The sequence below is a fragment of the Achromobacter sp. MUI-25009338 genome, assembly GCF_057359325.1.
Map to the genome: position 1 here is coordinate 3,495,738 of NZ_CM170627.1, position 20,140 is coordinate 3,515,877.

Here is a 20,140-nt window from a genome sequence, read left to right on the forward strand (position 1 = left end):
GATGCTCCTTCAGAAACGCCGGCTTGCAGCATAGGCGCAGGCGCGCATCGCGGCGCGCCAATTGCGGGCGCGGATGCGCCACGGGAGATCGTGTTCGCGCTGTACGACGGTTTCCAGCCGCTGGACCTGGCCGGGCCCTGGCAGGCCTTCAGCTCGGCCAACGACGAAGCCGGCCGCCCGCTGTACCGGCTGCGCACCGTCGCCGCCGCGCCGCTGGCCGCGACCTGGGACCAGGGACTGCGCATGCAGGCCGACGGCGTCTATGCGCAGGACGGCGATGCGCCCGTCGACACGATCGTCGTGCCCGGCGGCCCCGGCGCGGACCTCGCCAGCGCCGACGCCGGAATCCAGGCCTGGCTGCGCCGCCGCGAACCGCGCGCACGGCGCGTCTGCAGCGTGTGCACCGGCGCCTTCGTGCTGGCGGCCACCGGCCTGCTGGACGGGCTGTCCGTCACCACCCACTGGCGCTCGGCCGCGCGCCTGCAGGCGCAGCACCCCGCGCTGCGGGTGCAGGACGACCGCATCTATATCGAAAGCGGCAAGTACTGGACCTCGGCCGGCGTGACCGCGGGCATCGACCTGGCGCTGGCGCTGATCGAACGCGATTTCGGCGCGGGCCTGTCGCAGCAGGTGGCCCGCCGGCTGGTGGTCTTCATGCGGCGCAACGGCGACCAGCGCCAGTACAGCCAGACGCTGCGCCTGCAGGACCGGATGGCCGCGCCGTTTCGCGAGCTGCTCGAAAAAATGGAAGCGCGCCTCTCGGCGCGCTGGTCGGTGGACGACATGGCCGAGGCCTGCGGCATGTCGCGGCGCAGCTTCCAGCGCAAGTTCGCCGCGCATTTCGGCGTGCCGCCCAGCGAGGCGCTCAAGCGCCTGCGCGAGGAACGCGCCGCCGCGCTGGCCGCGACCGGCAAGCTGCCGCGCAAGGAACTGGCGCGGCAGTTCGCGCTGCGCTCGGCGCCCAAATGAAGCTTCAGCCCGCCAACCCCACCGACACCCCGCCGCACACGTACAGCAGCTGGCCGGTGATGTAGCCGGCGCGCGGGTCCAGCAGCATGGCGACGGCATGCGCCACTTCCTGGGGCTGGCCCACGCGGCCCATCGGGATCGAGGCTTCCAGCGCCACGGTCTGCGGCGCGCCCGGCGGATTCGACTCGTTGAACAGCTCGGTGGCCACCGGACCCGGCGCCACGGTGTTGACCGTGACGCCGTCGGCGGCCAGCTCCAGCGCCCAGGTCCGCGTCATGCCGGCCAGACCGGCCTTGGACGCGCCGTAGGCCGTGCGCCCGCCCTTGCCCAGTCCGGCGCGGCTGCCTATGTTGACCACGCGCCCGTAGCGCGCCGCGCGCATGCCGGGCAACAGCGCCTGCATCAGCAACAGCGGCGCCGTCATGTTCAGCGCGAGCGTGCGCGCCAGCTGCTCCTGGGTCACGTCTTCGAGGCGGGCGACCTGGATCATGCCGGCGTTGTTCACCAGGTTCAGCACCGGGCATTCAGCCGCCAGTTCGCGCGCGGCGGCGACGGTGGCGGCGGCGTCGCCCAGGTCCACCGAGCGGAAGGTTTCGCCCGGCAGCAGCGCCTCGGGCGCGCCGCGGCTGAAGTTGACGACCTCGTAGCCGTCCTCGACCAGGCGCGCCACGATGGCGCGGCCGATGCCCCGGCTGCCGCCGGTGACCAGTGCGGTGGGCTTGCTCATTGCGCGGTGATTCCCTTGTCCTTGATGAGGCCGCCCCACTTCTTGCGCTCCTCGGTTTCGAAAGCCGCCAGGTCCGCGCCGAAGCGCGTGCCGGGCTTGGCCCCCATGCCGGCGAAGTTCTTGGCGATGGCCGGGCTTTGCAGGCCGCTGCGCGCCGCTTCGATCAGTTGCTTGACCACCGGCTCGGGCGTGCCGCGCGGCGCGTACAGCGCGAACCAGGCCGTGACGTCGAAGCCCGGCAGGCCCGACTCCGCCACGGTCGGCAGTTCCGGCGCCGAAGGATCGCGGGTCGCCGAGGTCACGGCCACGCCGCGCACCAGGCTGCCGTCCTTGATCTGCGCCAGCGAGCCGGGCAGGTTATCGAACAGCAGGTCGACCTGGCCGCCGGCCACGGCCGGCAGCGAAGCGGAGGTTCCCTTGAACGGCACGTGCAGCATGGTCACGCCCGCCATCGCCTCGAAGTACGCCCCGGTCAGGTGCACCGAGGAACCGACGCCGGGCGAGGCGTAGGTCAGCTTCTTGTCCTTGGACTGCTTGGCCGCCTGGATCACGTCGGCCACGGTCTTGTAGGGCGACTTCGCGCTCACCGCGATGACGTTGGGCGTGGTGGACACGAGCGCGATCGGCACCAGGTCGCGTTCGGGATCGAACGGCATGTTGCGGTACAGGAACTGGTTGATGGTCTGCGTGCCGATGGTGCCCAGGCCCAGCGTATAGCCGTCGGCCTTGGCGCGGGCCACGTAGGCCATGCCGATATTGCCGCCCGCGCCGGGCCGGTTCTCGACCAGCACGGTCTGCTTCAGGCCCGGCTCCAGCGCGTGCGCGATGGCGCGGCCGAACAGGTCCGCGCCGCCGCCCGGCGGGTAAGGGACCACGACCGTCACGGGATGGTCGGGATAGCCCGCGGCCTGGGCCGCCGGCAGCGCCAGCACGGTCAGCGCGGCGATCGCGCAGCGGCGCCAGCCGGTGCGCAGAGGCAGGAATTGCGTCATGCTGTGGTCTCCTCTCGAACCCGCTGGTCGCGGGCTTTTTCTGGTACTTTTTTAAAAGTACGTAAATACGTACTATATGCATAAAAGCATAGAAAACCGATGGGAGACAAGTAGATGAAACGCTGGAACCGACGCCCGGAAGGATCGACCTGGGGCGACTTCGGCGCCGACGACGAGCTCGGCCGCCTGAACCTGCTGACCGAAGAAAAAGTGCTGCAGGCGGTGCGCGAGGTGCGCGCCGGCAAGGTGTTCTGCCTGTCCCTGCCGCTGGACCTGCCCGGCGGAAACGTCCTGAACCCGCGGCGCCACGCGCCGCAGCTCAGGCCCACTTTCCGCGAGGGCACGCCCTACCTCAATTTCCAGATGTCGCAGGTGCAGCCGGAAGCGGTGGACGTGCTGTCCGACGACCAGGTCACGCTGTCGATGCAGTACTCGACGCAATGGGACGGCCTGTGCCACGTGGGCGCGATGTTCGACATCCACGGCGACGGCGAGCCGCGCCGCGTCTACTACAACGGCTACGCCGCCGGCGTGGACGTGTTCGGCGGCGCCGACGCCGACGCCTGCTGCCCGCCCGGCGGCTCGTACGCGCGCAAGCTCAGCGTCAGCCGCTACGCCGAGAAAGGCATGCAGGGCCGCGGCGTGCTGGTGGACCTGGAGCGCGCCTTCGGCCCCGGCCGCAAGCTGGTCGGCCACGCCGAACTGCAGGCGGCCATGCTGGCCCAGAACGTCTCGGTCGAAAGCGGCGACATGCTGGTACTGCGCACCGGCTTCGCCGAAGCGGTCGTGGCCATGGACGGCCAGCCCGACGCGCACGCGCTGGAGCAGACCGGCGCGGTGCTCGACGGCTCCGACCCGGCGTTGCTGGACTGGATCACGCGATCCGGCATCGCGGCGCTGTGCGCCGACAACTACGCGGTCGAGGCCTATCCGGCCCGCAGCTCGGGGCCGGGCCATTCCATCCTGCCGCTGCACCACCACTGCCTCTTCAAGCTGGGCGTGCCGCTGGCCGAACTCTGGTACCTGAAGGACCTGGCCGACTGGCTGCATGCCGAGGGGCGCAACCGCTTCCTGCTGACGGCCCCGCCCCTGCGCATGCCGGGCGCGGTGGGTTCGCCCGTGACACCCATCGCCACGGTGTGAATCATGGACCTGCCCGACTCGACTTTCTCCGCCCACCTGGACGCGCTGGCCGAGCGCCAGCCCGACAGCCCGCTGCTGATCGACCGCGACACGCCCGTCAGCGCCGCCGCGCTGCGCGCGCGCAGCCGGGCGCTGGCCGCGGGCCTGGCGCGGCTGGGCGTGCGGCCCGGCCAGCGCGTGGCGGTGTGGCTGCCGAACTGCTCGGCCTGGGTGGAATCGTTCCTGGCCTGCGCGCACCTGGGCGCGCTGGTGCTGGCGGTCAACACCCGCTTCCGGGCGCTGGAAGTGGCCGACATCCTGGGCCGCGGCCAGGCCGACTGGCTGATCTACTGGCCGGGGTTCAAGGGCATCGACTTCCAGGGCATCCTGGACCAGGTCGCGCCGCAGCACCTGGCCCGGCTGGCCGGCGCCGTCGCGCTGGCGCAGCCCGGCGAATCGCCGGCGGTACACGGCCGGCCCGCGCACCGCTACGCAGACCTGCAGGCCTGCCCCGATCCCGCGCCGGCTGCGCACGGCAACGCCGGCGTGTTGTGCTTCACCACTTCCGGCACCACGTCCAAGCCCAAATTCGTGCTGCACGACCAGGCCACGCTGCTGCGCCACGGCGCGACGGTGGCCGCGGCCTACGGCTACGACGCGCATAGCTGCGTGCTGGCCAGCGCGCCGTTTTGCGGCGCCTTCGGTTTCGCCACGCTGGCCGGCGGACTGGCCCGGGGCGTGCCGGTGGTCTGCGCGCCGGTCTTCGACGCCGCCGAATCGGCCGCCGCCGTGCGCCGCTACGCCGTCACGCACACCTACGCCAACAACGAAGCGCTGGTCGGCATGATGCAGGCCGGCGCGCCGGGCGACTTCGCCTCGGCCCGGCTGTTCGGCTTCGCCAGCTTCACGCCGGCGCTGGATCACATGCTGGACCTCGCGCGCGAGGCCGGCGTCCCGCTTACCGGCCTGTACGGTTCCAGCGAACTGGTGGCGCTGGTGGCCGGCCAGCCGCGCGACCCGGCCGAAGGCGACGTCTCCGCGCGCCACCAGCCGGGCGGTACGCTGATCTATCCCGAGGCCCGGGTGCGCGCCCGCGACCCGGCCAGCGGCGAGATCCTGCCGCACGGCCAGTCCGGCGAACTCGAAATCCTCTCGCCCAGCCTGATGCGGGGCTACCTCGACAACCCCGAGGCCAGCGCCGCCGCCGTCACGGACGATGGCTATTTCAAGACGGGCGACCTGGGCTATACGCTGACGCCGCGCCAGTTCGTGTTCCAGACCCGCATGGGCGATTCCCTGCGGCTGTCCGGCTTCCTGGTCAACCCGGTGGAGATCGAACAGCTCGTCGAGACCCTGCCCGGCGTGCGCGCCTGCCAGGTGGTCGGGGCCACCCGCGCCGGCAAGATCGTGCCCTACGCCTTCGTGCTGCTGCGCGCGGGCGCGCAGGCCGACCCGGCCGGCTGGACCGCGGCCTGCAAGGCGGCCATGGCCGGCTTCAAGGTGCCGGCGGGCTTTACCGTGCTCGACGCCTTCCCTTCGGTGGAAAGCGCCAACTCGGTCAAGATCCAGAAGCACCGGCTGCGCGAAATGGCCGACGCGCTCCTTTCCGCTTCCTCGCCCTGACCATGGCCGCGCGCAAACTTTTCTCGCACAGCCCGCAGCCGCTCTATCTGCAGGCGGCCGCGCTGTTTCGCAGCCATATCCAGAACCGCACCTGGCGGCCCGGCCAGCAGATCCCGCCGCTGGACGCGCTGATGGCCACCTACGGCATTTCGCGCGCCACCATCCGCCAGGCCTTCGGCCTGCTGGAGGAGGACGGCCTGATCCGGCGCTCGCGCGGCTCGGGCACCTTCGTCAACGCCGAACTGCCCGAAGTCCCCACGCTGCTGATACCCAAGACCTGGGCCGAAACCGTCGAGCTGAGCAATCAGCTGGGCACGGTGTCGCTGGTGGAGTCCAGCGCCGACTCGCCGCTGCCCGATTCGCTGGGCATGCCTTGCGAGGCCGAACGCGGCGGCAGCTTCCAGTACCTGCGCCGGGTCCACACCACCGACGCCGGCCCATTCTGCTACAGCGAGGTGTTCCTCGACAGCGGGCTGTTCCGCAAGCACCGCGCCCGCATCCGCAAGAGCACCGTGGCGCCGGTGCTGGACCAGTACTACGGCGCGCGCATCGACGAGGCGCGGCAGGTGCTCAACGTGATCGAGGCCGGCCAGGAATCGGCCGAGTCCCTGCAGATCCCCGTGTCCTCCCCTGTCGCCGAACTGCGGCGCTATGTCTGCATCGACGGCCGCGTGGTGTATTTCGCGCGGCTGGAATTCCCTTTCCGCAAGGTGCGCATGGAATTCGACCTGCTTGGCAGCCGCTGACCGCGCCCTTCCTTTCCCGCAGCATCCGCAACGGAGACCGCCATGAAACGCCCTGGAACGCCACGGATTTTCCCGCAGTTGCGCAGCGCCCTCGCCCTGGTTTTCGCCAGCTCCGCCGTCACCGCCGGGGCCGCGGCGGCCCCGCCGGGCGCGATTTCCGACGACATCGTCCGCCTGGGGCTGATCCTGGACATGAGCGGCGTGTACGCCGACGTGACCGGCAAGGGCAGCGCCACCGCGGCGCAAATGGCGATCGACGATTTCGGCGGCACGGTGCTGGGCAGGAAGATCGACCTGCTGGTGGTGGACCACCAGAACAAGGCCGACATCGCCGCGGCCAAGGCGCGTCAGTGGTACGACACCGAACAGGTGGACGCCATCATGGACGTGGCCGGCTCGGCGCCCGCGCTGGCGGTGCTGGAAGTCGCGCGCGAAAAGAAGAAGATCGTGGTCTACAGCGGGCCGGGCACCGAGCGCATCACCAACGACCTGTGCTCGCCCTACTCCGTGCACTACACCTACGACACCTGGTCGCTGGCCAACACCACGGCGCGCGCCACCGTCGAACAGGGCGGCAAGAGCTGGTACTTCCTGACCGCCGACTATGCCTTCGGCCACACCTTGCAGGCCTCGGCGACCGAAGTGGTGAAGGCCAACGGCGGCACCGTGCTGGGCGCGTCGCGCCACCCGCTGGGCTCCAGCGACTTCGCCTCCTACCTGCTGCAGGCCCAGGCCAGCCGCGCGCAGATCGTGGGCCTGGCCAACGCCGGCGGCGACACCGTCAACGCCATCAAGGCGGCCAGCGAATTCGGCCTGACCAAGGGCGGCCAGAAAATGGCCGGGCTGCTGCTCTACATCAACGACATCCACGCCATCGGCCTGCAGGCCGCCGCCGGCCTGACCCTGACCGAGGCCTTCTACTGGGACATGAACGACCAGACGCGCGCCTGGTCCCAGCGCTACTACGACAAGCTCGGGAAAATGCCCAACATGAGCCAGGCCGGCACGTATTCGTCCGTGATGCACTATCTGAAGGCCGTGCAGGCCGCCGGCACCGACGAAACCGCCGCCGTCATGAAGCAGATGAAGTCCATGCCGATCAACGACTTCTTCGCCGCCAACGGCCGCATCCGCGAAGACGGCCGCATGGTGCACGACATGTACCTGTTCGAGGTCAAGCAGCCGTCGGAATCCAAGCGCCCCTGGGACTACTACAAGCTGGTGGCCACCCTGCCGGGCGACCAGGCCTTCATGCCGCTGTCGAAGTCCAGCTGTCCGCTGGTGAAGCGGTAGGACGGCGGGAAAAAACAGGAGCTATAGGTCCGCGTAGCGCGGCAACAGATCCTGATCCACCAGGCGCATCTCGATATGGTTCGCCAACTCGATGTGGCGGGGGTCATCGAGCGAAAAAACCTCATCGACTACGCTGACGATGATGGAGCCGGTCTGCTTCTTTCCGGCGGCATAAACGGGAATCAGCGCCTGGGCCTCCGGCACTTGTTGGGCGGTAATCACTTGCGGAAGGTACAACATCCAGCCAACACCAGGCTTGTCATCGAAGACCTTATGTTCGGCATACCCGGTTGGGAATACGGAAACGTAATACGGGCGGAATACGTCGACGATAGCAATGATTACGTCTTTGACAGAAGCCGCCGTGCCCAACAACTTGTCGTCATAAAGCGTAATGCCCAAGGAGTCGGGCAGAAGCTTGTCGCCGATGTAACAAGCTATTGACGCGCCCTTGTTTTCATCTTCATTGCCGTCCCAGAGCGAAACGTGGGTTTCGGCAGCGTCGTTCCGATATTTTTGCTTCAGTGCGGCTACCAGCGCGGAGGATGCCGCGTCGTTTTCAAACGCGGAATAGAGAAACGCCTCATCCACGCTGTTTCCTTGCAAATACCACGACCCCAGATCTGCACTCTTGTCAGCCATCTCTGAGGTAATAATCTGTAGACGACGAAGGATTTCATAGAAATCGTCCGGCTTGAGTAACTGGTCTCGAAATTGAGATTTTATTTCCATAGAACGACTCTTAGGGAAAGTATATGGACGCAACGCCGTTCATTTCCATTGCCGGCGCCATCATCGCTTTTGTCTTAGGAGTTTGGAAATACCACATCAATTTGGCCGGTGGATTAGCTCTCACGGCACGTGCTTGTCGTCGGATGGTTTCTTCCATTTCCGCAAAACCGCCAAACCATTTTTTGGGTCTTCCGTTGTCCAGTATGAACTGGTCATAATCGCCTTTTGTCTCCTGCAGCAGACACTCCGAGGACAGGAAACCATCGAAGTCGATGTCAAACTCTTTGTCTAATGCAACGCCTTTCCAATTCCACTCGTCACTCCACAAGCAATACTCAGTGTCGTAGTCGTACCCAGTAATCCTGGCCTGGTATTCGTAGGCGTTCCAATTTGGGCCGTGTCTGCGCCGGACCTTCATTCCCAAATCAGGCGGGCACTTCTTGCACGGTTCTCCGGTTCTGGGCAGAGTGCGGTCGGTAGGCTTGGCTTCACTATCGTCGCGAGGTGTGTCACCCGGCAAAGTGGCAACGCCGCCCAGCACCGCGCCCGCTGCGGCGCTCGCTGCGGCCCGAGCAAGTGCCGCGGCAACGGCTTCTACAATCCAACCCGCCACGGGAATTGCCAATGGTCCTGGCATGTTGCATCACTCCATATCCTGTCGGCCCGCGCCCTGGCGCGCTCGCCAGCGCATCACCTGTATGAAATCATGAAATCGCCGATCCGCCGGACGTCCCGGCTTTTTCATCCAGCGACGCAGGCCCGGTTGCTTGTAAAAGTCCGGAACCAGCGCTTCGGATCTTAGGAAATCAACCAGATTTGCATCTTCCTCGATGCCCCAGGCTCGTGCCTGCGCCAACGCGCCTTCCAGCCTTATGGTCAGACCGGATCGGTCAAGCCGAGGGTAGTCCCTCAGAATGTCTTCTTTGACGCTTTGGACAAAGCCCCTCGCATCTATCGAGCATAGGCCTGCGACCTGCTGTGGAGTAAGTTCAAGCTCCATGGGACGGGTGAATCCTGATGAGTTGTCCGTTGCGTTGCACTAGCCAGTCCTGAACGGGAGAAAAAAATGCGGCGCGTTGAACTGCTGTCAGCAATGCGGTGATATCGCCTGTGATTCTCGCGTCGTAATAACGTAACAGAGCGGTAGATCCATTAGGCAGGCGCACGTTTAATCGCGCACGCAACGCCACGGCGAGATCCTCCAGGGAATAACCGCTGATAATCCAGACACACCCCAGCCCACTATCGCCCAGCCGTTGTAGCGAAGCAATGTGACGATCTCGTTCCGCCGTGCAATCCAGCAACCAAGGACCAGCATGAGCTAGCGCCTGATCAGGAGTCCCATCGAACAATGCGGCGCAGGACGCGGAGCGAAACAAGGGCTGGCCGACCACGACGTTTTCATACAGCAGTCCGTCGACTAGGCCGTACAGCCGTAAAGGAAAACTCGTTTGCCCTTGACGATTGGTCAGGTATGCCTCTGCTGGAGTCTTCACTCCGCTACCCTCGCGCCACGGTCGTGGCGGCATTGCGCGCAGCAGACGCCAAGCATTCCTGACACAGCGTCTCACTTTGTGGTGGCGCGTCGCTCACTGGGGTAGCCAATCCTTCGGCCTCGCCAATACGCGCCACCATTTGAGATGCAATCAATACCGCACCGCATGCGGTACGCATTCCTTCCACTGCGGTGTCGCTTCCCATGAAGGAATGATTACGCCCCAGATCGGGCAGAATGGGAAATGCGCCCTTGCATTTCGGACATACAACCTTATGGCCCACCAGGGCAATTTCCCGCCCAAGAAGCATCGCGGTGGGGTGGCCTTCAGCTACTGTCCCACCGTGTGAGGTCCGATCCCCTTTTCGGATAATGGCTCGTTCAGACATCCAACCTCCGTCATCGTGGAAGGCCAATTTAGCATTCTTAGAACATTGTCGCTGCCCGAGGGATTCAGTTATTCAGATCTTTCCCCGCTCGGAAAAACCAGATCGAGTATCGCAAAACCCTGGCATATGATGAACGCGCCAGAATGACACCCAGGTCCGCCGGAACATATCCTGGCCCGGCGCCATGAACTCTCGATAATGACCACACATCCCATTCCCGCCACGATCGCGGCCGTGGTGCGCGACGGCCAGGTGCTGCTGGTTCGCCGCGCCAATCCTCCCGATGCGGGCCGCTGGGCGTTTCCCGGCGGCAAGATCGAGGCCGGCGAGCGCATCGAGGACGCCGCCGCGCGCGAACTGCTGGAGGAAACCGGTGTGCGCGCCGAGCCGGTGCAGGTGTTCGACGCGGTGGACGTGTTCGACCGCGACGAGTCGGGCGCGCTGCGCCGCCATTTCATCCTGATCGCGGTGCTGTGCCGCTGGCGGTCGGGCGAGCCCGTCGCCGGCGACGACGCCAGCGAGGCCCGCTGGGTGCCGCTGCACGAGCTGGAACGGCATACGCTGGCCACCAGCCTGGGCGTGGCGGAACTGGCGCGGCGGGCTGCGGCGCTGACCGCGGCGGGCAGCGCCTGAGGCGCGCTCATCGGGCGCCCGATTCCCGCAGCCAGTCGCGAAACGCGCGCGCCTTGTCCGGCAGCGCGGCCCTGCCCGGCCAGACCAGGTAGTACGCAAACTCTTCCAGCCTGGCCTGGTCCGCCAGTTGCACGAGGCGGCCCGAGGCCAGTTCGTCGGCCACCATCGCGGCCGGCAACAGGCCCGCACCCTGCCCCGCGGCGACCGCTTTCAGAAGCAGGCCGCCGTCGTCGAAGGCCGGACCTCTCGGCATACCCGCGTCTTCGACGCCCTGGGCCGCGAACCATAGCTGCCAGCCGCTGCGCGCCTGATCGTGCACGCGCGGCCAGTCCAGCAGGTCGCGCGCGCTGCGCGGCATGCCCAGGGTGGCGACGAGTCCGGCCGCGGCCACGGGCACGACCGCCACGGTCAACAGGTGTTCGCTCTGCAAGCCCGGATAGCGGCCCAGTCCGTGGCGGATCGCGATGTCCGCGCCGTCGCGACCGAACGCCGCCAGGGCGTTGCCCGTGACGATCTGCAAATCGATTTCGGGATGGCGGGCATGAAAATCGGCCAGCCGCGGGATCAGCCAGGCCGAGGCGAAGAACGCGGTGGTGCCGACCACGAGAACGCGGCTGGCCGGCGGCGAGGCGACGCGCGCCGAGGCCGCGAGTATCTGGCGGAAGGCGTTGCGCACCGGCGGCAGGAAATCGCGGCCCGCGTCGGTGAGCTGGATGCGGCGGTTCATGCGCAGAAACAGCGCCACGCCCAGATGCTGCTCTAGCGTCTTGACCATCTGGCTGACCGCGCCGGGCGTCACGCACAGTTCCTCGGCCGCGGCCTTTACCGACAGGTGGCGGGCCGCGGCCTCGAAGGCGCGCAAAGCGTTTAGCGGAGGCAATCTGGATGGCGACACAATGTTTAGTTTTTCTAATGCGAAAAGCATAGAAATCATGGCTTGTACGGGCTTGTTTCCAGGGATTAACTTGCAGTCCTTGCCCTTGTACACGTTAGATAAATCATAGATGAACTCCCTACCAGCCATCAAGCCGGGCGCTGCCCTCCATTATCTGGAACTGACCGAGCTGGCCGCGCTGATCCGGTCGGGCGACGCGTCGCCGGTCGAGGTCACGCGCGCCCAATTGCAGCGAATCGAAAAACTGGACGGCGTCTTGCGCAGCTATGCCCGCGTTACGGCGGCGTCGGCGCTGCGCGAGGCCGAGGCGGCCGATGCCGAGATCCGCGCCGGCCGCTATCGCGGTCCGCTGCACGGCGTGCCCATCGCGTTGAAGGATCTGTTCCGGCGCAAAGGCGTGCCGACGGCCGCCGGCGGCGTGCTTCACCGTGACAAGCCGGCGGACTACGACGCTACCGTGACGCGCCGGCTGCGCGAGGCGGGCGCGGTGCTGCTGGGACAGTTGCAGATGACCGAGGGCGCCTATTCGGATCACCATCCCGACATCGCGCCGCCGCGCAACCCATGGAACGCCGCCTACTGGACCGGGATCTCGTCCAGCGGATCGGCGGTGGCGACGGCGGCGGGCCTGTGTTTCGGCGCGACGGCCTCCGACACCGGCGGCTCGATCCGCTGGCCGAGCGCCGCCGCCGGGCTGACGGGCATCAAGCCGACCTGGGGCCGCGTCAGCCGCCACGGCGCCTTCGAACTGGCGCCGTCGCTGGATCACATGGGCGTCATGGCCCGCAGCGCGCGCGACGCCGCGGTGCTGCTGCAGGCTATCGCCGGCCCCGACCCGCTGGACCCGACCGCGTTGCAGGCGCCCGTGCCGCCTTACGTCCGGCTGGCCGGGGAGCCGGCGCAAGGACTGCGGATCGGCATCGACGCGGACTGGAACGGCGACGGCGCGGACGCACAGACGCTGGCCATGACGGCCGCCGCGGCGCAGGTGTTCCAGGAACTGGGCGCGACGCTGGTGCCGCTGCGCTTTCCGGCCGCGGACGCGGAACAGGCCGTACGCGATTGGGCGCCGAACTGCGCGGTGGAAGCGGCCGTGGCGCACGCGTCCAGCTATCCCGCGCGCAGCGCCGACTACGGCCCGGTCCTGGCGTCCGTGCTGGACGCGGGGCTGGCGCTGTCCGGCACGGACTACCAGCGCATCCTGCTGCGGCGCATGGCCTTGCGCGGCAAGGTGGACGCGTTGTTCGGCGGCGTCGATGCGCTGCTGACGCCGGTGCAGCCGATGGCCCCGCTGACGCTGGCCACCGTCAGCACGCTGGGCCGCCAGCCAGGGCTGGTGGCCGCGTTGCAGCGCTATACCTGCGTGTTCGACATGACCGGCCATCCCTGCCTGACGCTGCCCGCCGGACTGTGCGAAGCAGGCATGCCCATGGGCGTGCAACTCGTGGCGGCTCATTTGAACGAGGCCACGCTGTTGCGCCTGGGCGCCGCCTTCCAGGCGGCGACGCGCTGGCACCTGAGCCGCCCGCGGGAGTACGCCGAATGACCACCCCCGCGCAACCGCTGGGCGGCCGCAGCCGCGCCGCACCGATCTTCCGCGGATGGCGGGTGGTGGCCGCCGCCTTTGCGATTACCTTGCTCGGCTTTGGCAGCGCGTATTCTTTCAGCGCGTTCGTCGAGGCGCTGCAACAGGAGTTCTCCGCCACCCGCGGCGCAGTATCGCTGGTGTTCTCGCTGGCGGGGTTTCTGTATTTCGGCTTCGGCGCCATCAGCGGTCCGCTGGCCGACCGCTACGGTTCACGACGGCTGGCCGTGGCCGGGATGCTGCTGCTGGCGACGGGCCTCGCGCTGGCGGGCGCGGCGCGCAACATGACGCAGGTCTACGCGGCGTATGGCCTGGGCGTCGGACTGGGCATAGGCTGCTCTTACGTGCCGGTGGTCGGCGCGGTGCAGCGCTGGTTCGAACGCCGCCGCGCAATGGCGTCGGGACTGGCGGTCAGCGGCATCGGAGTGGGCACGCTGCTGGTGCCGGCGCTGGCGGCCGTCCTGATCGACCACTGGGGCTGGCGCGGCGCGTATCTGATACTGGCCGCGGGCGTGGCGCTGGCCGGCTGCGCGGCGGCGCGCTGGATCGAGAATTCTCCCGCGGACCGCGGCCTGCTGCCCGACGGCGCAGCCGGTCCGCGGCCCGCCGACGCGACGCGCGCGGCGGCGCCCGGCCTGCCGGTGCGGACGGCGGTGCGCAGCAAGGCTTTCGTCCTGTTGTACCTGGCCTGCCTGGCCGGCGCCTTCGGCGTATTCGTCCCCTTCGTGCATCTGGTTCCTTACGCCCTGGACCGGGGCATCGAGCCGGCGCTCGCCGTACTGCTGCTGGGCTCGATAGGCGCGGGCAGCACGGCCGGCCGCTATCTGCTGGGCGCGCTGGCCGACCGCCTGGGCCGGCGCGCGTCGCTGGCCGCCATGTATGCCGGCATGGCGGCGACGCTGGCGTTATGGGGCGCCTGCGGCCAGTTCTGGACGCTGGCGCTGTTCGCGCTGGCCTTCGGTCTGTTCTACGGCGGCTGGGTCGCGCTGCTGCCTGCCGTGGTCATGGACTACTTCGGCGGCCGCCATGTCAGCGGCATCATCGGCGTGCTGTACACCAGCGTGGCGTTCGGCACCCTGATCGGCCCGGTTGCGGCCGGCTACGCCTATGACCTGCGCGGCGGCTACGCGCTGCCCATCGCCATCAGCGCCGCGGTCAATCTGCTGGCCGCGGCGCTCACCGGGCTGCTGCCGGGTCGCGGCGCGCGCTGAGCCGGAGCCGAGCGCCACTTCCACTACCATAGGCCTTCCGATCAAGACCGCCACGGCTGCCATGTTCGACGCCTACCTCTCCCGCTGGAATCTGACGCCCGACGGCGCCCCCATCGTCACCCATGCGGCGCGGCTGCTGCCGGTGCTGCATCGCGGCCAGCCCGCCATGCTCAAGGTCTCCCACGAGGAAGATGAAAAACAGGGCGGCGTGCTGATGCGCTGGTGGGACGGGCACGGCGCGGCGCGCGTGCTCGCGCACGACGACGAGGCCATTGTGCTGGAGCGCGCCACCGGCGGCCGCTCGCTGGCGGAGTATGCGCGCAACGGCCGCGACGACGAGGCGACGCGCATCATCTGCGGCGTGCTTCAGGACCTGCATGCGCCGCGGGCCAAGCCCTTGCCCGAACTGCGCCCGCTGGAGTCCTGGTTCGCCGATCTCTGGCCCGCCGCCCGCGCGCGCGGCGGCATCCTGGCCGAGAGCGCCCGCCATGCCCGCGTCCTGCTCGACAGCCAGCGGGACCTGGCGGTGCTGCATGGCGACGCGCACCACGACAACATCCTGGACTTCGGCGCTCGCGGCTGGCTGGTCATCGATCCCAAGCGCCTGTATGGCGAGCGCGCGTTCGACTACGCAAACATCTTCTGCAACCCGGACCTGTCGGACCCCGAACCGCCGGTGGCCATCGTGCCCGGCCGCTTCGAGCGGCGCCTGGAGATCGTGGCCGGGCAAGCCGGCCTGGAGCGCCGCCGGCTGCTGCAATGGGTGGTGGCCTGGTGCGGGCTGTCCGCCGCCTGGTACCTGAACGATGGCGACGACGCCGCCATCGACCTGAACATCGCGGCCCAGGCGCAGGCGCTGCTGGCGCGCTGATCGCGCAATAAGCAATCCGGTTTGTTGCGGTAAGGTGGAGGCCCCTCACCCCTCGTCTCTTCATTCCTGGAGTACCGAATGACCGGATTGATCATCGTGGTGGCGGCGCTGGCGTTCCTGATGCTGGCGGCGTATCGCGGCTATAGCGTGATTCTCTGCGCGCCCATCGCGGCCATGGGCGCGGTGCTGCTGACGGACCCATCGGCGCTGGCGCCGGTGTTCTCGGGCATTTTCATGGAGCGCATGGCGGGCTTCGCCAAGCTCTATTTCCCCGTCTTTCTGCTGGGCGCCGTGTTCGGCAAGCTGATCGAGCTGTCGGGCTTTTCGCGCGCCATCGTGCAGGCGGTGCTGCGCCTGATCGGCGCCGAGCGCGCCATCATGGCCATCGTGCTGGTCTGCGCGGTGCTGACCTACGGCGGCGTGTCGCTGTTCGTGGTGGTGTTCGCGGTGTACCCCTTCGCCGCCGAGATGTTCCGCCAGGGCGGCATCCCCAAGCGGCTGATGCCGGGCGCGATCGCGCTGGGCGCGTTCACCTTCACCATGACCGCCCTGCCCGGCACGCCGCAGATCCAGAACATCATCCCCACCACGTTCTTCGAGACCACGACCTGGGCGGCGCCGTGGCTGGGCCTGATCGGCGCGGCCTGCACGCTGACGGCCGGCATCGCCTACCTGGAATGGCGGCGCAAGCGCGCGGCGGCGGCCGGCGAAACCTACGGCACCGACCTGCGCAACGAGCCCGCCACCCCGCCCGGCGAGCGCCAGCACCATCCGCTGATCGCGCTGCTGCCGCTGGTGGTGGTGGGCGTGGCCAACTATCTGCTGACGCGCTGGATTCCGGGCTGGTATCCGGCCGGCTCCGAAGTGGCGCTGCCCGGCCTGCCCCGGCCGCTGCCGGTCAACGCGCAGGACCAGGTCGCGCTGTGGGCGGTCATGGGCGCGCTGATCGCGGGCATCGCCACCATCCTGCTGTTCTCGTTCTCGGCCATCCGGGCGCATTTCGCCGAAGGCAGCAAGAGCGCGGTGTCGGGCGCGCTGCTGGCCTCCATGAACACCGCCGCCGAGTACGGGTTCGGCGGCGTGATCGCCGCGCTTCCGGGTTTTCTGCTGGTGGCCGACGCGCTCAAGGCCATACCCGACCCGCTGGTCGGCGAGGCGGTGGCCGTGACTTCGCTGGCCGGCATCACCGGTTCGGCCTCGGGCGGAATGAGCATTGCGCTGGCCGCCATGGCGCAGACCTTCATCGACAGCGCCAACGCCGCCGGCATCCCGATGGAGGTGCTGCACCGGATCGCCGCCATGGCCAGCGGCGGCATGGACACGCTGCCGCACAACGGCGCGGTGATCACGCTGCTGGCCGTGACCGGCCTGACCCACCGCCAGTCCTACGGCGATATTTTCGCCATCACGCTGATCTCGACGCTGTCGGTTTTCGTGACGATCGCCGTCTATTACCTGACCGGCATCGTCTGAAGGCGGCGGCCGTCGCCCTCTCCCCCCTCGTTCCTAAGCATGAGCCGGGCCACCCTGCCCGGCTCGCCGGGCGCCGCCCGGAGAGCCGCGGATTTGCTCGCCCCCTCATCCCTTCTCCGTATGCGCGCCTCGGCTGAGGGGTTGAGCGCCGCGCCGCGCCCGCATTTTTTCTCCAACGATCACTCCGGCCTTTGCATTACGGAGAACTCTGGCCAGTCGCATGAGTTTTGCATGAGACGGAAGGCCGAAGGTCTGTATTAGGCTGAAGCCGCAGTACTCCGACTCACCTTGATCGATTGGACGAAAGTAAATGAATCAGCTCATTCATCCGGACTGCCACCCCTTCACCGCCGCCGGCAATCTGAAGCAGATCTCCGCGTTTTACGAGGAGGGACGTCGAGTCATGTGGATGATGCTGCGGGCACACCCGCGGCCGTGCTTCAACCATGAATTGATCGACGAGATCATGACCCTGGCGCGCGCCGCCAAGGATTCCGGCCTGCCCATCGACTTCTGGGTCACGGGCTCGCTGGTGCCGCAGATCTACAACGTCGGCGGCGATCTCAACTTCTTTGCCGAGGCGATCCGCACCGGCCGCCGCGAGGCCCTGCGGGCCTACGCCCGGGCCTGCGTGGATTGCGTGCACGCCGCCACCCGCGGCTTCGACACCGGCGCGATCTCGCTGGCCATGATCGAGGGCACCGCGCTGGGCGGCGGCTTCGAGGCGGCGCTGGCGCACCACTTCGTGCTGGCCCAGAACACCGCCCGCATGGGCTTCCCGGAAATGGCGTTCAACCTGTTCCCGGGCATGGGCGGGTACTCGCTGGTGGCGCGCCGTTCGGGCATGAAGCTGGCCGAGGAACTGATCGGCACGGGCGAATCCCATACCGCCGAATGGTTCCATGCGCGCGGCCTGGTGGACGTGCTGTTCGAGCCGGGCGACGCCTACAAGGCCACGCGCACCTTCATCGACGTGATGCGGCCCAAGCTCAACGGCATGCGCGCCATGCTGCGCGCGCGCCAGCGCGTGCTGAGCCTGCCGCGCTCCGAGCTGATGGACATCACCGAGGATTGGGTCGAGGCCGCGTTCTCGATCGATCCCAAGGACCGCGCCTACATGGAACGCCTGGTGATGGCGCAGAACCGGCGCAGCGCCGTCACGTCCGAGTCGGGCACGGAAGCCACCATGCATTGATCCCCGGCGCGCCGGGCCGGCTGCTGCAAGCGATCAGGCGATCAGGTGCAGCCGGCGGCGCTGGGCCAGCCAGGCCGAGAATTCGGCCGCCGGCATGGGCTTGGCGTACAGATAGCCCTGCTTGGCGTCCACCCCGAGCGAGTCCACGAACACCGCTTCCTCCAGGGTTTCCACGCCCTCGGCTATCACCTTCAGTTCCAGCGTGCGCGCCACGGCGACGATGGCGCGCGCCAGCGCCTGCGACACCGGATTCTCGTTGACCCCGCGCACGAAGCTGGCGTCGAGCTTGATCGCGTCCAGCGGAATCCGGGCCAGCTGCGACAGCGAGGAATAGCCGGTGCCGAAGTCGTCCAGGTGCACCCGCGCGCCCAGCTGGCGGAACTGCTTGATCAGTTCTATGGCCGCGTTTTCGTCTTCGATCAGGCAGCTTTCGGTGAGTTCGATGTCCAGCAGGCACGGATCCAGGCCGGCGTCGCTGGTCGCGCGCATGAACTCGCTGACCACGCCCTTGTCGTTCAGCTGGCGCGCCGAGATGTTGACGGCGATCCGGATGTTCAGGCCGTCCTGCTTCCAGGCGGCCGCCTGGCGCGCGGCCTCGCGCATGACCCAGACGCCCAGCGGCGAGATCAGGCCCGATTCCTCGGCATAGGGAATGAAGGCGCTCGGACAGACCATGCCGCGCTCGGGCGAACGCCAGCGCAGCAGCGCCTCGACGCTGGTGACCTCGCCCGTGCGTCCGGCCAGCTTGGGCTGGTAGTACAGCATCAGGTGGCCTTCGGTCAGGGCCTTGCGCAGGTTGGTGTCGAGCCACACGTAGTCCGCGTTGCGGCGGTCCATCTCGGGCTGGAACACGCGGTAGGTATGGCGTCCGGCTTCCTTGGCCACGTACATGGCGATGTCGGCGCTGCGCACCACGCTGTCGAGGTCGTCGCCGTGGTCGGGGTACATGGCGATGCCGATGGAGCAGCTGGTGTAGACCTCGATCAGCCCCTGGCGGAACGGTTCGCGCAGGCGCTCGATGATGCGCTGGGCGGTGGCTTCCAGTTCCCAGGGCTGGGCTTCTTCCTGCAGCACGATGAATTCGTCGCCGCCCAGCCGCGCCAGCGTCTGGCCTTCGGACAGGCAGGACGAGATGGCCACCGCCACCGCCTTGAGCAGGTGGTCGCCGAAGCCGTGGCCGTAGTGGTCGTTGATGCGCTTGAAATTGTCCAGGTCCAGGAACAGCACGCCGCCGCGCGCGTCCGCGCCGGCCGCCAGCGCCGTCTTCAGCCGCGTCGTGATCGCGTGGCGGTTCGGCAGGTTGGTCAGCATGTCGGTATTGGCCAGCACGCGCAGGCGTTCCTGGGCCTGGCGTTCTTCCGTGATGTCGGTGCCCGAACAGATCAGGTAGGTGCGTTTCTCGCCGCTGCCGCTGGTGACGAACTTGTTGCGGAACAGGAACAGGCGCGGGCCCTTGACCGTGTTGATCACCCGCTCGGCTTCGTAGGACTGGCCGTGCTTGTAGAACTCGGCGATGTTGCGCCGCGACGCGATGGCCTCTTCGCGCGTCATGAACATGTCGAACACGCTGCGCCCGACGATGTCCTGTTCGCGCTTGCCGGTGTATTCCTCGCTCAGCTTGTTGAAGCGCTGCACCCGGCCGTGCTGGTCGACGATGACGATGACCGAGTTGGCCTCGGACACCACGGTCTCGGCGAAGGACAGGCCCTCGACCAGGTCCTTGGCGACGGATGCGGTATCGGAATGGGCGGACGCGGTGCCGGCCCATTCGTTGGGGTTGATCTTGCGGCCCACCAGGTGCAGACGCACCGGGTCTCCGTACAGCGTGATGTCGATCTGGAGGCTGGAGGTAATGCCGGTCAGCGCGCGTATCGCCGCCGCCTGCTCGGGACGCAGGGCCGTGGCGATGTTCGCCGCGCCCTTGACCGCGGCCAGCTCGAATGCATCGCTATCGGCGGCAAGGCGCCAGTACGGGCTATGCGTGCCGAAATGCGTATACAGGATCGATCTTTCGTCCTGGCTGTCTGTCACGTTTGTATCCCCCTGCCGCCCTAGAGCGGCCCGCAAAGTACATTACGGCTTAGTCAATTCAGGGTCAACCTCCCCCAGAGGGGCCGCCGGGGATTATTGCGGAATATTGCGGCCGGTCCCAGGGGCGTCGCGGCGTCTTGCCGCAACAATCCCCAGGG

20 protein-coding genes are annotated in these 20,140 nt (G+C 67.8%); 11 read left to right on the forward strand and 9 right to left on the reverse strand.

Going from position 1 to position 20,140, the window contains the following annotated elements; translation table 11 throughout:
- Positions 1-87 precede the first annotated feature (87 nt).
- A complete protein-coding gene (locus AC1IQ6_RS16555; protein WP_479731809.1) occupies positions 88-969 on the forward strand; it encodes a GlxA family transcriptional regulator in 882 nt (293 codons plus the stop codon).
- Between the two features lie 4 nt (positions 970-973).
- On the opposite strand, the gene AC1IQ6_RS16560 is transcribed toward AC1IQ6_RS16555, so the two are convergent.
- Both AC1IQ6_RS16560 and AC1IQ6_RS16565 read right to left on the reverse strand, forming a co-directional pair.
- Positions 974-1,696, reverse strand: coding sequence for an SDR family oxidoreductase (locus tag AC1IQ6_RS16560; protein WP_485864958.1), 723 nt, complete (start codon positions 1,694-1,696; stop codon positions 974-976).
- Complete coding sequence (locus AC1IQ6_RS16565; RefSeq protein WP_111825382.1) at positions 1,693-2,688, reverse strand: Bug family tripartite tricarboxylate transporter substrate binding protein; 996 nt, start codon at positions 2,686-2,688, stop codon at positions 1,693-1,695. The genes AC1IQ6_RS16560 and AC1IQ6_RS16565 overlap by 4 nt, the downstream gene beginning before the upstream one ends.
- A gap of 114 nt (positions 2,689-2,802) precedes the next feature.
- On the opposite strand from AC1IQ6_RS16565, the gene AC1IQ6_RS16570 reads away from it, so the two are divergent.
- The 4 genes from AC1IQ6_RS16570 to AC1IQ6_RS16585 are packed head-to-tail and all read left to right on the forward strand — an operon-like array spanning position 2,803 to position 7,472.
- Complete coding sequence (locus AC1IQ6_RS16570) at positions 2,803-3,831, forward strand: cyclase family protein (protein WP_102771448.1); 1,029 nt, start codon at positions 2,803-2,805, stop codon at positions 3,829-3,831.
- 3 nt (positions 3,832-3,834) lie between these two features.
- A complete protein-coding gene (locus AC1IQ6_RS16575; protein WP_485864959.1) occupies positions 3,835-5,433 on the forward strand; it encodes an AMP-binding protein in 1,599 nt (532 codons plus the stop codon).
- A gap of 2 nt (positions 5,434-5,435) precedes the next feature.
- Positions 5,436-6,179: a GntR family transcriptional regulator gene (locus AC1IQ6_RS16580; protein ID WP_485864960.1), complete on the forward strand. Its 744-nt coding sequence runs from the start codon at positions 5,436-5,438 to the stop codon at positions 6,177-6,179.
- 42 nt (positions 6,180-6,221) lie between these two features.
- Positions 6,222-7,472, forward strand: coding sequence for an ABC transporter substrate-binding protein (locus AC1IQ6_RS16585; RefSeq protein ID WP_485864961.1), 1,251 nt, complete (start codon positions 6,222-6,224; stop codon positions 7,470-7,472).
- Positions 7,473-7,493: 21 nt separating this feature from the next.
- Here AC1IQ6_RS16585 and AC1IQ6_RS16590 read toward each other — a convergent pair whose 3' ends face one another.
- Genes AC1IQ6_RS16590 through AC1IQ6_RS16610 form a run of 5 tightly spaced genes read right to left on the reverse strand, consistent with a single transcriptional unit; the run spans position 7,494 to position 10,088 of the window.
- On the reverse strand, positions 7,494-8,204 hold the full coding sequence (locus AC1IQ6_RS16590) for an immunity 52 family protein (RefSeq protein ID WP_485864962.1): 711 nt from the start codon (positions 8,202-8,204) through the stop codon (positions 7,494-7,496).
- Positions 8,205-8,214: 10 nt separating this feature from the next.
- Positions 8,215-8,841, reverse strand: a complete 627-nt coding sequence (locus tag AC1IQ6_RS16595; RefSeq protein WP_485864963.1) for a restriction endonuclease fold toxin 5 domain-containing protein — start codon at positions 8,839-8,841, stop codon at positions 8,215-8,217.
- A 6-nt stretch (positions 8,842-8,847) separates the two neighbouring features.
- A complete protein-coding gene (locus tag AC1IQ6_RS16600) occupies positions 8,848-9,204 on the reverse strand; it encodes a hypothetical protein (RefSeq protein ID WP_209164893.1) in 357 nt (118 codons plus the stop codon).
- Positions 9,194-9,700 (reverse strand): DUF4123 domain-containing protein, encoded by a 507-nt coding sequence (locus AC1IQ6_RS16605; protein WP_485864964.1) that lies wholly within the window; start codon positions 9,698-9,700, stop codon positions 9,194-9,196. Before AC1IQ6_RS16605 ends, AC1IQ6_RS16600 begins: the two co-directional genes overlap by 11 nt.
- 4 nt (positions 9,701-9,704) lie before the next feature.
- Positions 9,705-10,088 carry a PAAR domain-containing protein gene (locus AC1IQ6_RS16610; protein ID WP_485864965.1) on the reverse strand — a complete coding sequence of 128 codons (384 nt, stop codon included), beginning with the start codon at positions 10,086-10,088 and terminating at the stop codon, positions 9,705-9,707.
- A gap of 198 nt (positions 10,089-10,286) precedes the next feature.
- Here AC1IQ6_RS16610 and AC1IQ6_RS16615 point away from each other — a divergent pair, with 198 nt between their 5' ends.
- Positions 10,287-10,721 (forward strand): NUDIX hydrolase, encoded by a 435-nt coding sequence (locus tag AC1IQ6_RS16615; RefSeq protein ID WP_102771465.1) that lies wholly within the window; start codon positions 10,287-10,289, stop codon positions 10,719-10,721.
- Between the two features lie 7 nt (positions 10,722-10,728).
- Here the strand turns inward: AC1IQ6_RS16615 and gcvA are convergent, their stop codons facing one another.
- Entirely contained in the window at positions 10,729-11,616 is an 888-nt protein-coding gene (gcvA, locus tag AC1IQ6_RS16620) for a transcriptional regulator GcvA (protein WP_102771466.1), read from the reverse strand.
- 109 nt (positions 11,617-11,725) lie between these two features.
- Here gcvA and AC1IQ6_RS16625 point away from each other — a divergent pair, with 109 nt between their 5' ends.
- The 5 genes from AC1IQ6_RS16625 (at position 11,726) to AC1IQ6_RS16645 (ending at position 17,951) form a co-directional block, all read left to right on the forward strand.
- Entirely contained in the window at positions 11,726-13,162 is a 1,437-nt protein-coding gene (locus AC1IQ6_RS16625; RefSeq protein WP_485864966.1) for an amidase, read from the forward strand.
- Positions 13,159-14,412: an MFS transporter gene (locus AC1IQ6_RS16630; RefSeq protein WP_485864967.1), complete on the forward strand. Its 1,254-nt coding sequence runs from the start codon at positions 13,159-13,161 to the stop codon at positions 14,410-14,412. The genes AC1IQ6_RS16625 and AC1IQ6_RS16630 overlap by 4 nt, the downstream gene beginning before the upstream one ends.
- 61 nt (positions 14,413-14,473) lie before the next feature.
- Complete coding sequence (locus AC1IQ6_RS16635; protein WP_485864968.1) at positions 14,474-15,283, forward strand: aminoglycoside phosphotransferase family protein; 810 nt, start codon at positions 14,474-14,476, stop codon at positions 15,281-15,283.
- Between the two features lie 78 nt (positions 15,284-15,361).
- On the forward strand, positions 15,362-16,756 hold the full coding sequence (locus tag AC1IQ6_RS16640; RefSeq protein WP_485864969.1) for a GntP family permease: 1,395 nt from the start codon (positions 15,362-15,364) through the stop codon (positions 16,754-16,756).
- 310 nt (positions 16,757-17,066) lie between these two features.
- Positions 17,067-17,951, forward strand: a complete 885-nt coding sequence (locus AC1IQ6_RS16645; RefSeq protein WP_102771476.1) for a crotonase/enoyl-CoA hydratase family protein — start codon at positions 17,067-17,069, stop codon at positions 17,949-17,951.
- 33 nt (positions 17,952-17,984) lie between these two features.
- On the opposite strand, the gene pdeR is transcribed toward AC1IQ6_RS16645, so the two are convergent.
- On the reverse strand, positions 17,985-19,982 hold the full coding sequence (gene pdeR, locus AC1IQ6_RS16650) for a cyclic di-GMP phosphodiesterase (protein WP_111825399.1): 1,998 nt from the start codon (positions 19,980-19,982) through the stop codon (positions 17,985-17,987).
- Positions 19,983-20,140: the final 158 nt, after the last annotated feature.

Coding starts and splice junctions, on each gene's coding strand:
- AC1IQ6_RS16560 (WP_485864958.1), bottom strand. CDS start 1,696: ATGAGCAAGCCCACCGCACTGGTCACCGGCGGCAGCCGGGGCATCGGC.
- AC1IQ6_RS16565 (WP_111825382.1), bottom strand. CDS start 2,688: ATGACGCAATTCCTGCCTCTGCGCACCGGCTGGCGCCGCTGCGCGATC.
- AC1IQ6_RS16570 (WP_102771448.1), top strand. CDS start 2,803: ATGAAACGCTGGAACCGACGCCCGGAAGGATCGACCTGGGGCGACTTC.
- AC1IQ6_RS16575 (WP_485864959.1), top strand. CDS start 3,835: ATGGACCTGCCCGACTCGACTTTCTCCGCCCACCTGGACGCGCTGGCC.
- AC1IQ6_RS16580 (WP_485864960.1), top strand. CDS start 5,436: ATGGCCGCGCGCAAACTTTTCTCGCACAGCCCGCAGCCGCTCTATCTG.
- AC1IQ6_RS16585 (WP_485864961.1), top strand. CDS start 6,222: ATGAAACGCCCTGGAACGCCACGGATTTTCCCGCAGTTGCGCAGCGCC.
- AC1IQ6_RS16590 (WP_485864962.1), bottom strand. CDS start 8,204: ATGGAAATAAAATCTCAATTTCGAGACCAGTTACTCAAGCCGGACGAT.
- AC1IQ6_RS16595 (WP_485864963.1), bottom strand. CDS start 8,841: ATGCCAGGACCATTGGCAATTCCCGTGGCGGGTTGGATTGTAGAAGCC.
- AC1IQ6_RS16600 (WP_209164893.1), bottom strand. CDS start 9,204: ATGGAGCTTGAACTTACTCCACAGCAGGTCGCAGGCCTATGCTCGATA.
- AC1IQ6_RS16610 (WP_485864965.1), bottom strand. CDS start 10,088: ATGTCTGAACGAGCCATTATCCGAAAAGGGGATCGGACCTCACACGGT.
- AC1IQ6_RS16615 (WP_102771465.1), top strand. CDS start 10,287: ATGACCACACATCCCATTCCCGCCACGATCGCGGCCGTGGTGCGCGAC.
- AC1IQ6_RS16625 (WP_485864966.1), top strand. CDS start 11,726: ATGAACTCCCTACCAGCCATCAAGCCGGGCGCTGCCCTCCATTATCTG.
- AC1IQ6_RS16630 (WP_485864967.1), top strand. CDS start 13,159: ATGACCACCCCCGCGCAACCGCTGGGCGGCCGCAGCCGCGCCGCACCG.
- AC1IQ6_RS16635 (WP_485864968.1), top strand. CDS start 14,474: ATGTTCGACGCCTACCTCTCCCGCTGGAATCTGACGCCCGACGGCGCC.
- AC1IQ6_RS16640 (WP_485864969.1), top strand. CDS start 15,362: ATGACCGGATTGATCATCGTGGTGGCGGCGCTGGCGTTCCTGATGCTG.
- AC1IQ6_RS16645 (WP_102771476.1), top strand. CDS start 17,067: ATGAATCAGCTCATTCATCCGGACTGCCACCCCTTCACCGCCGCCGGC.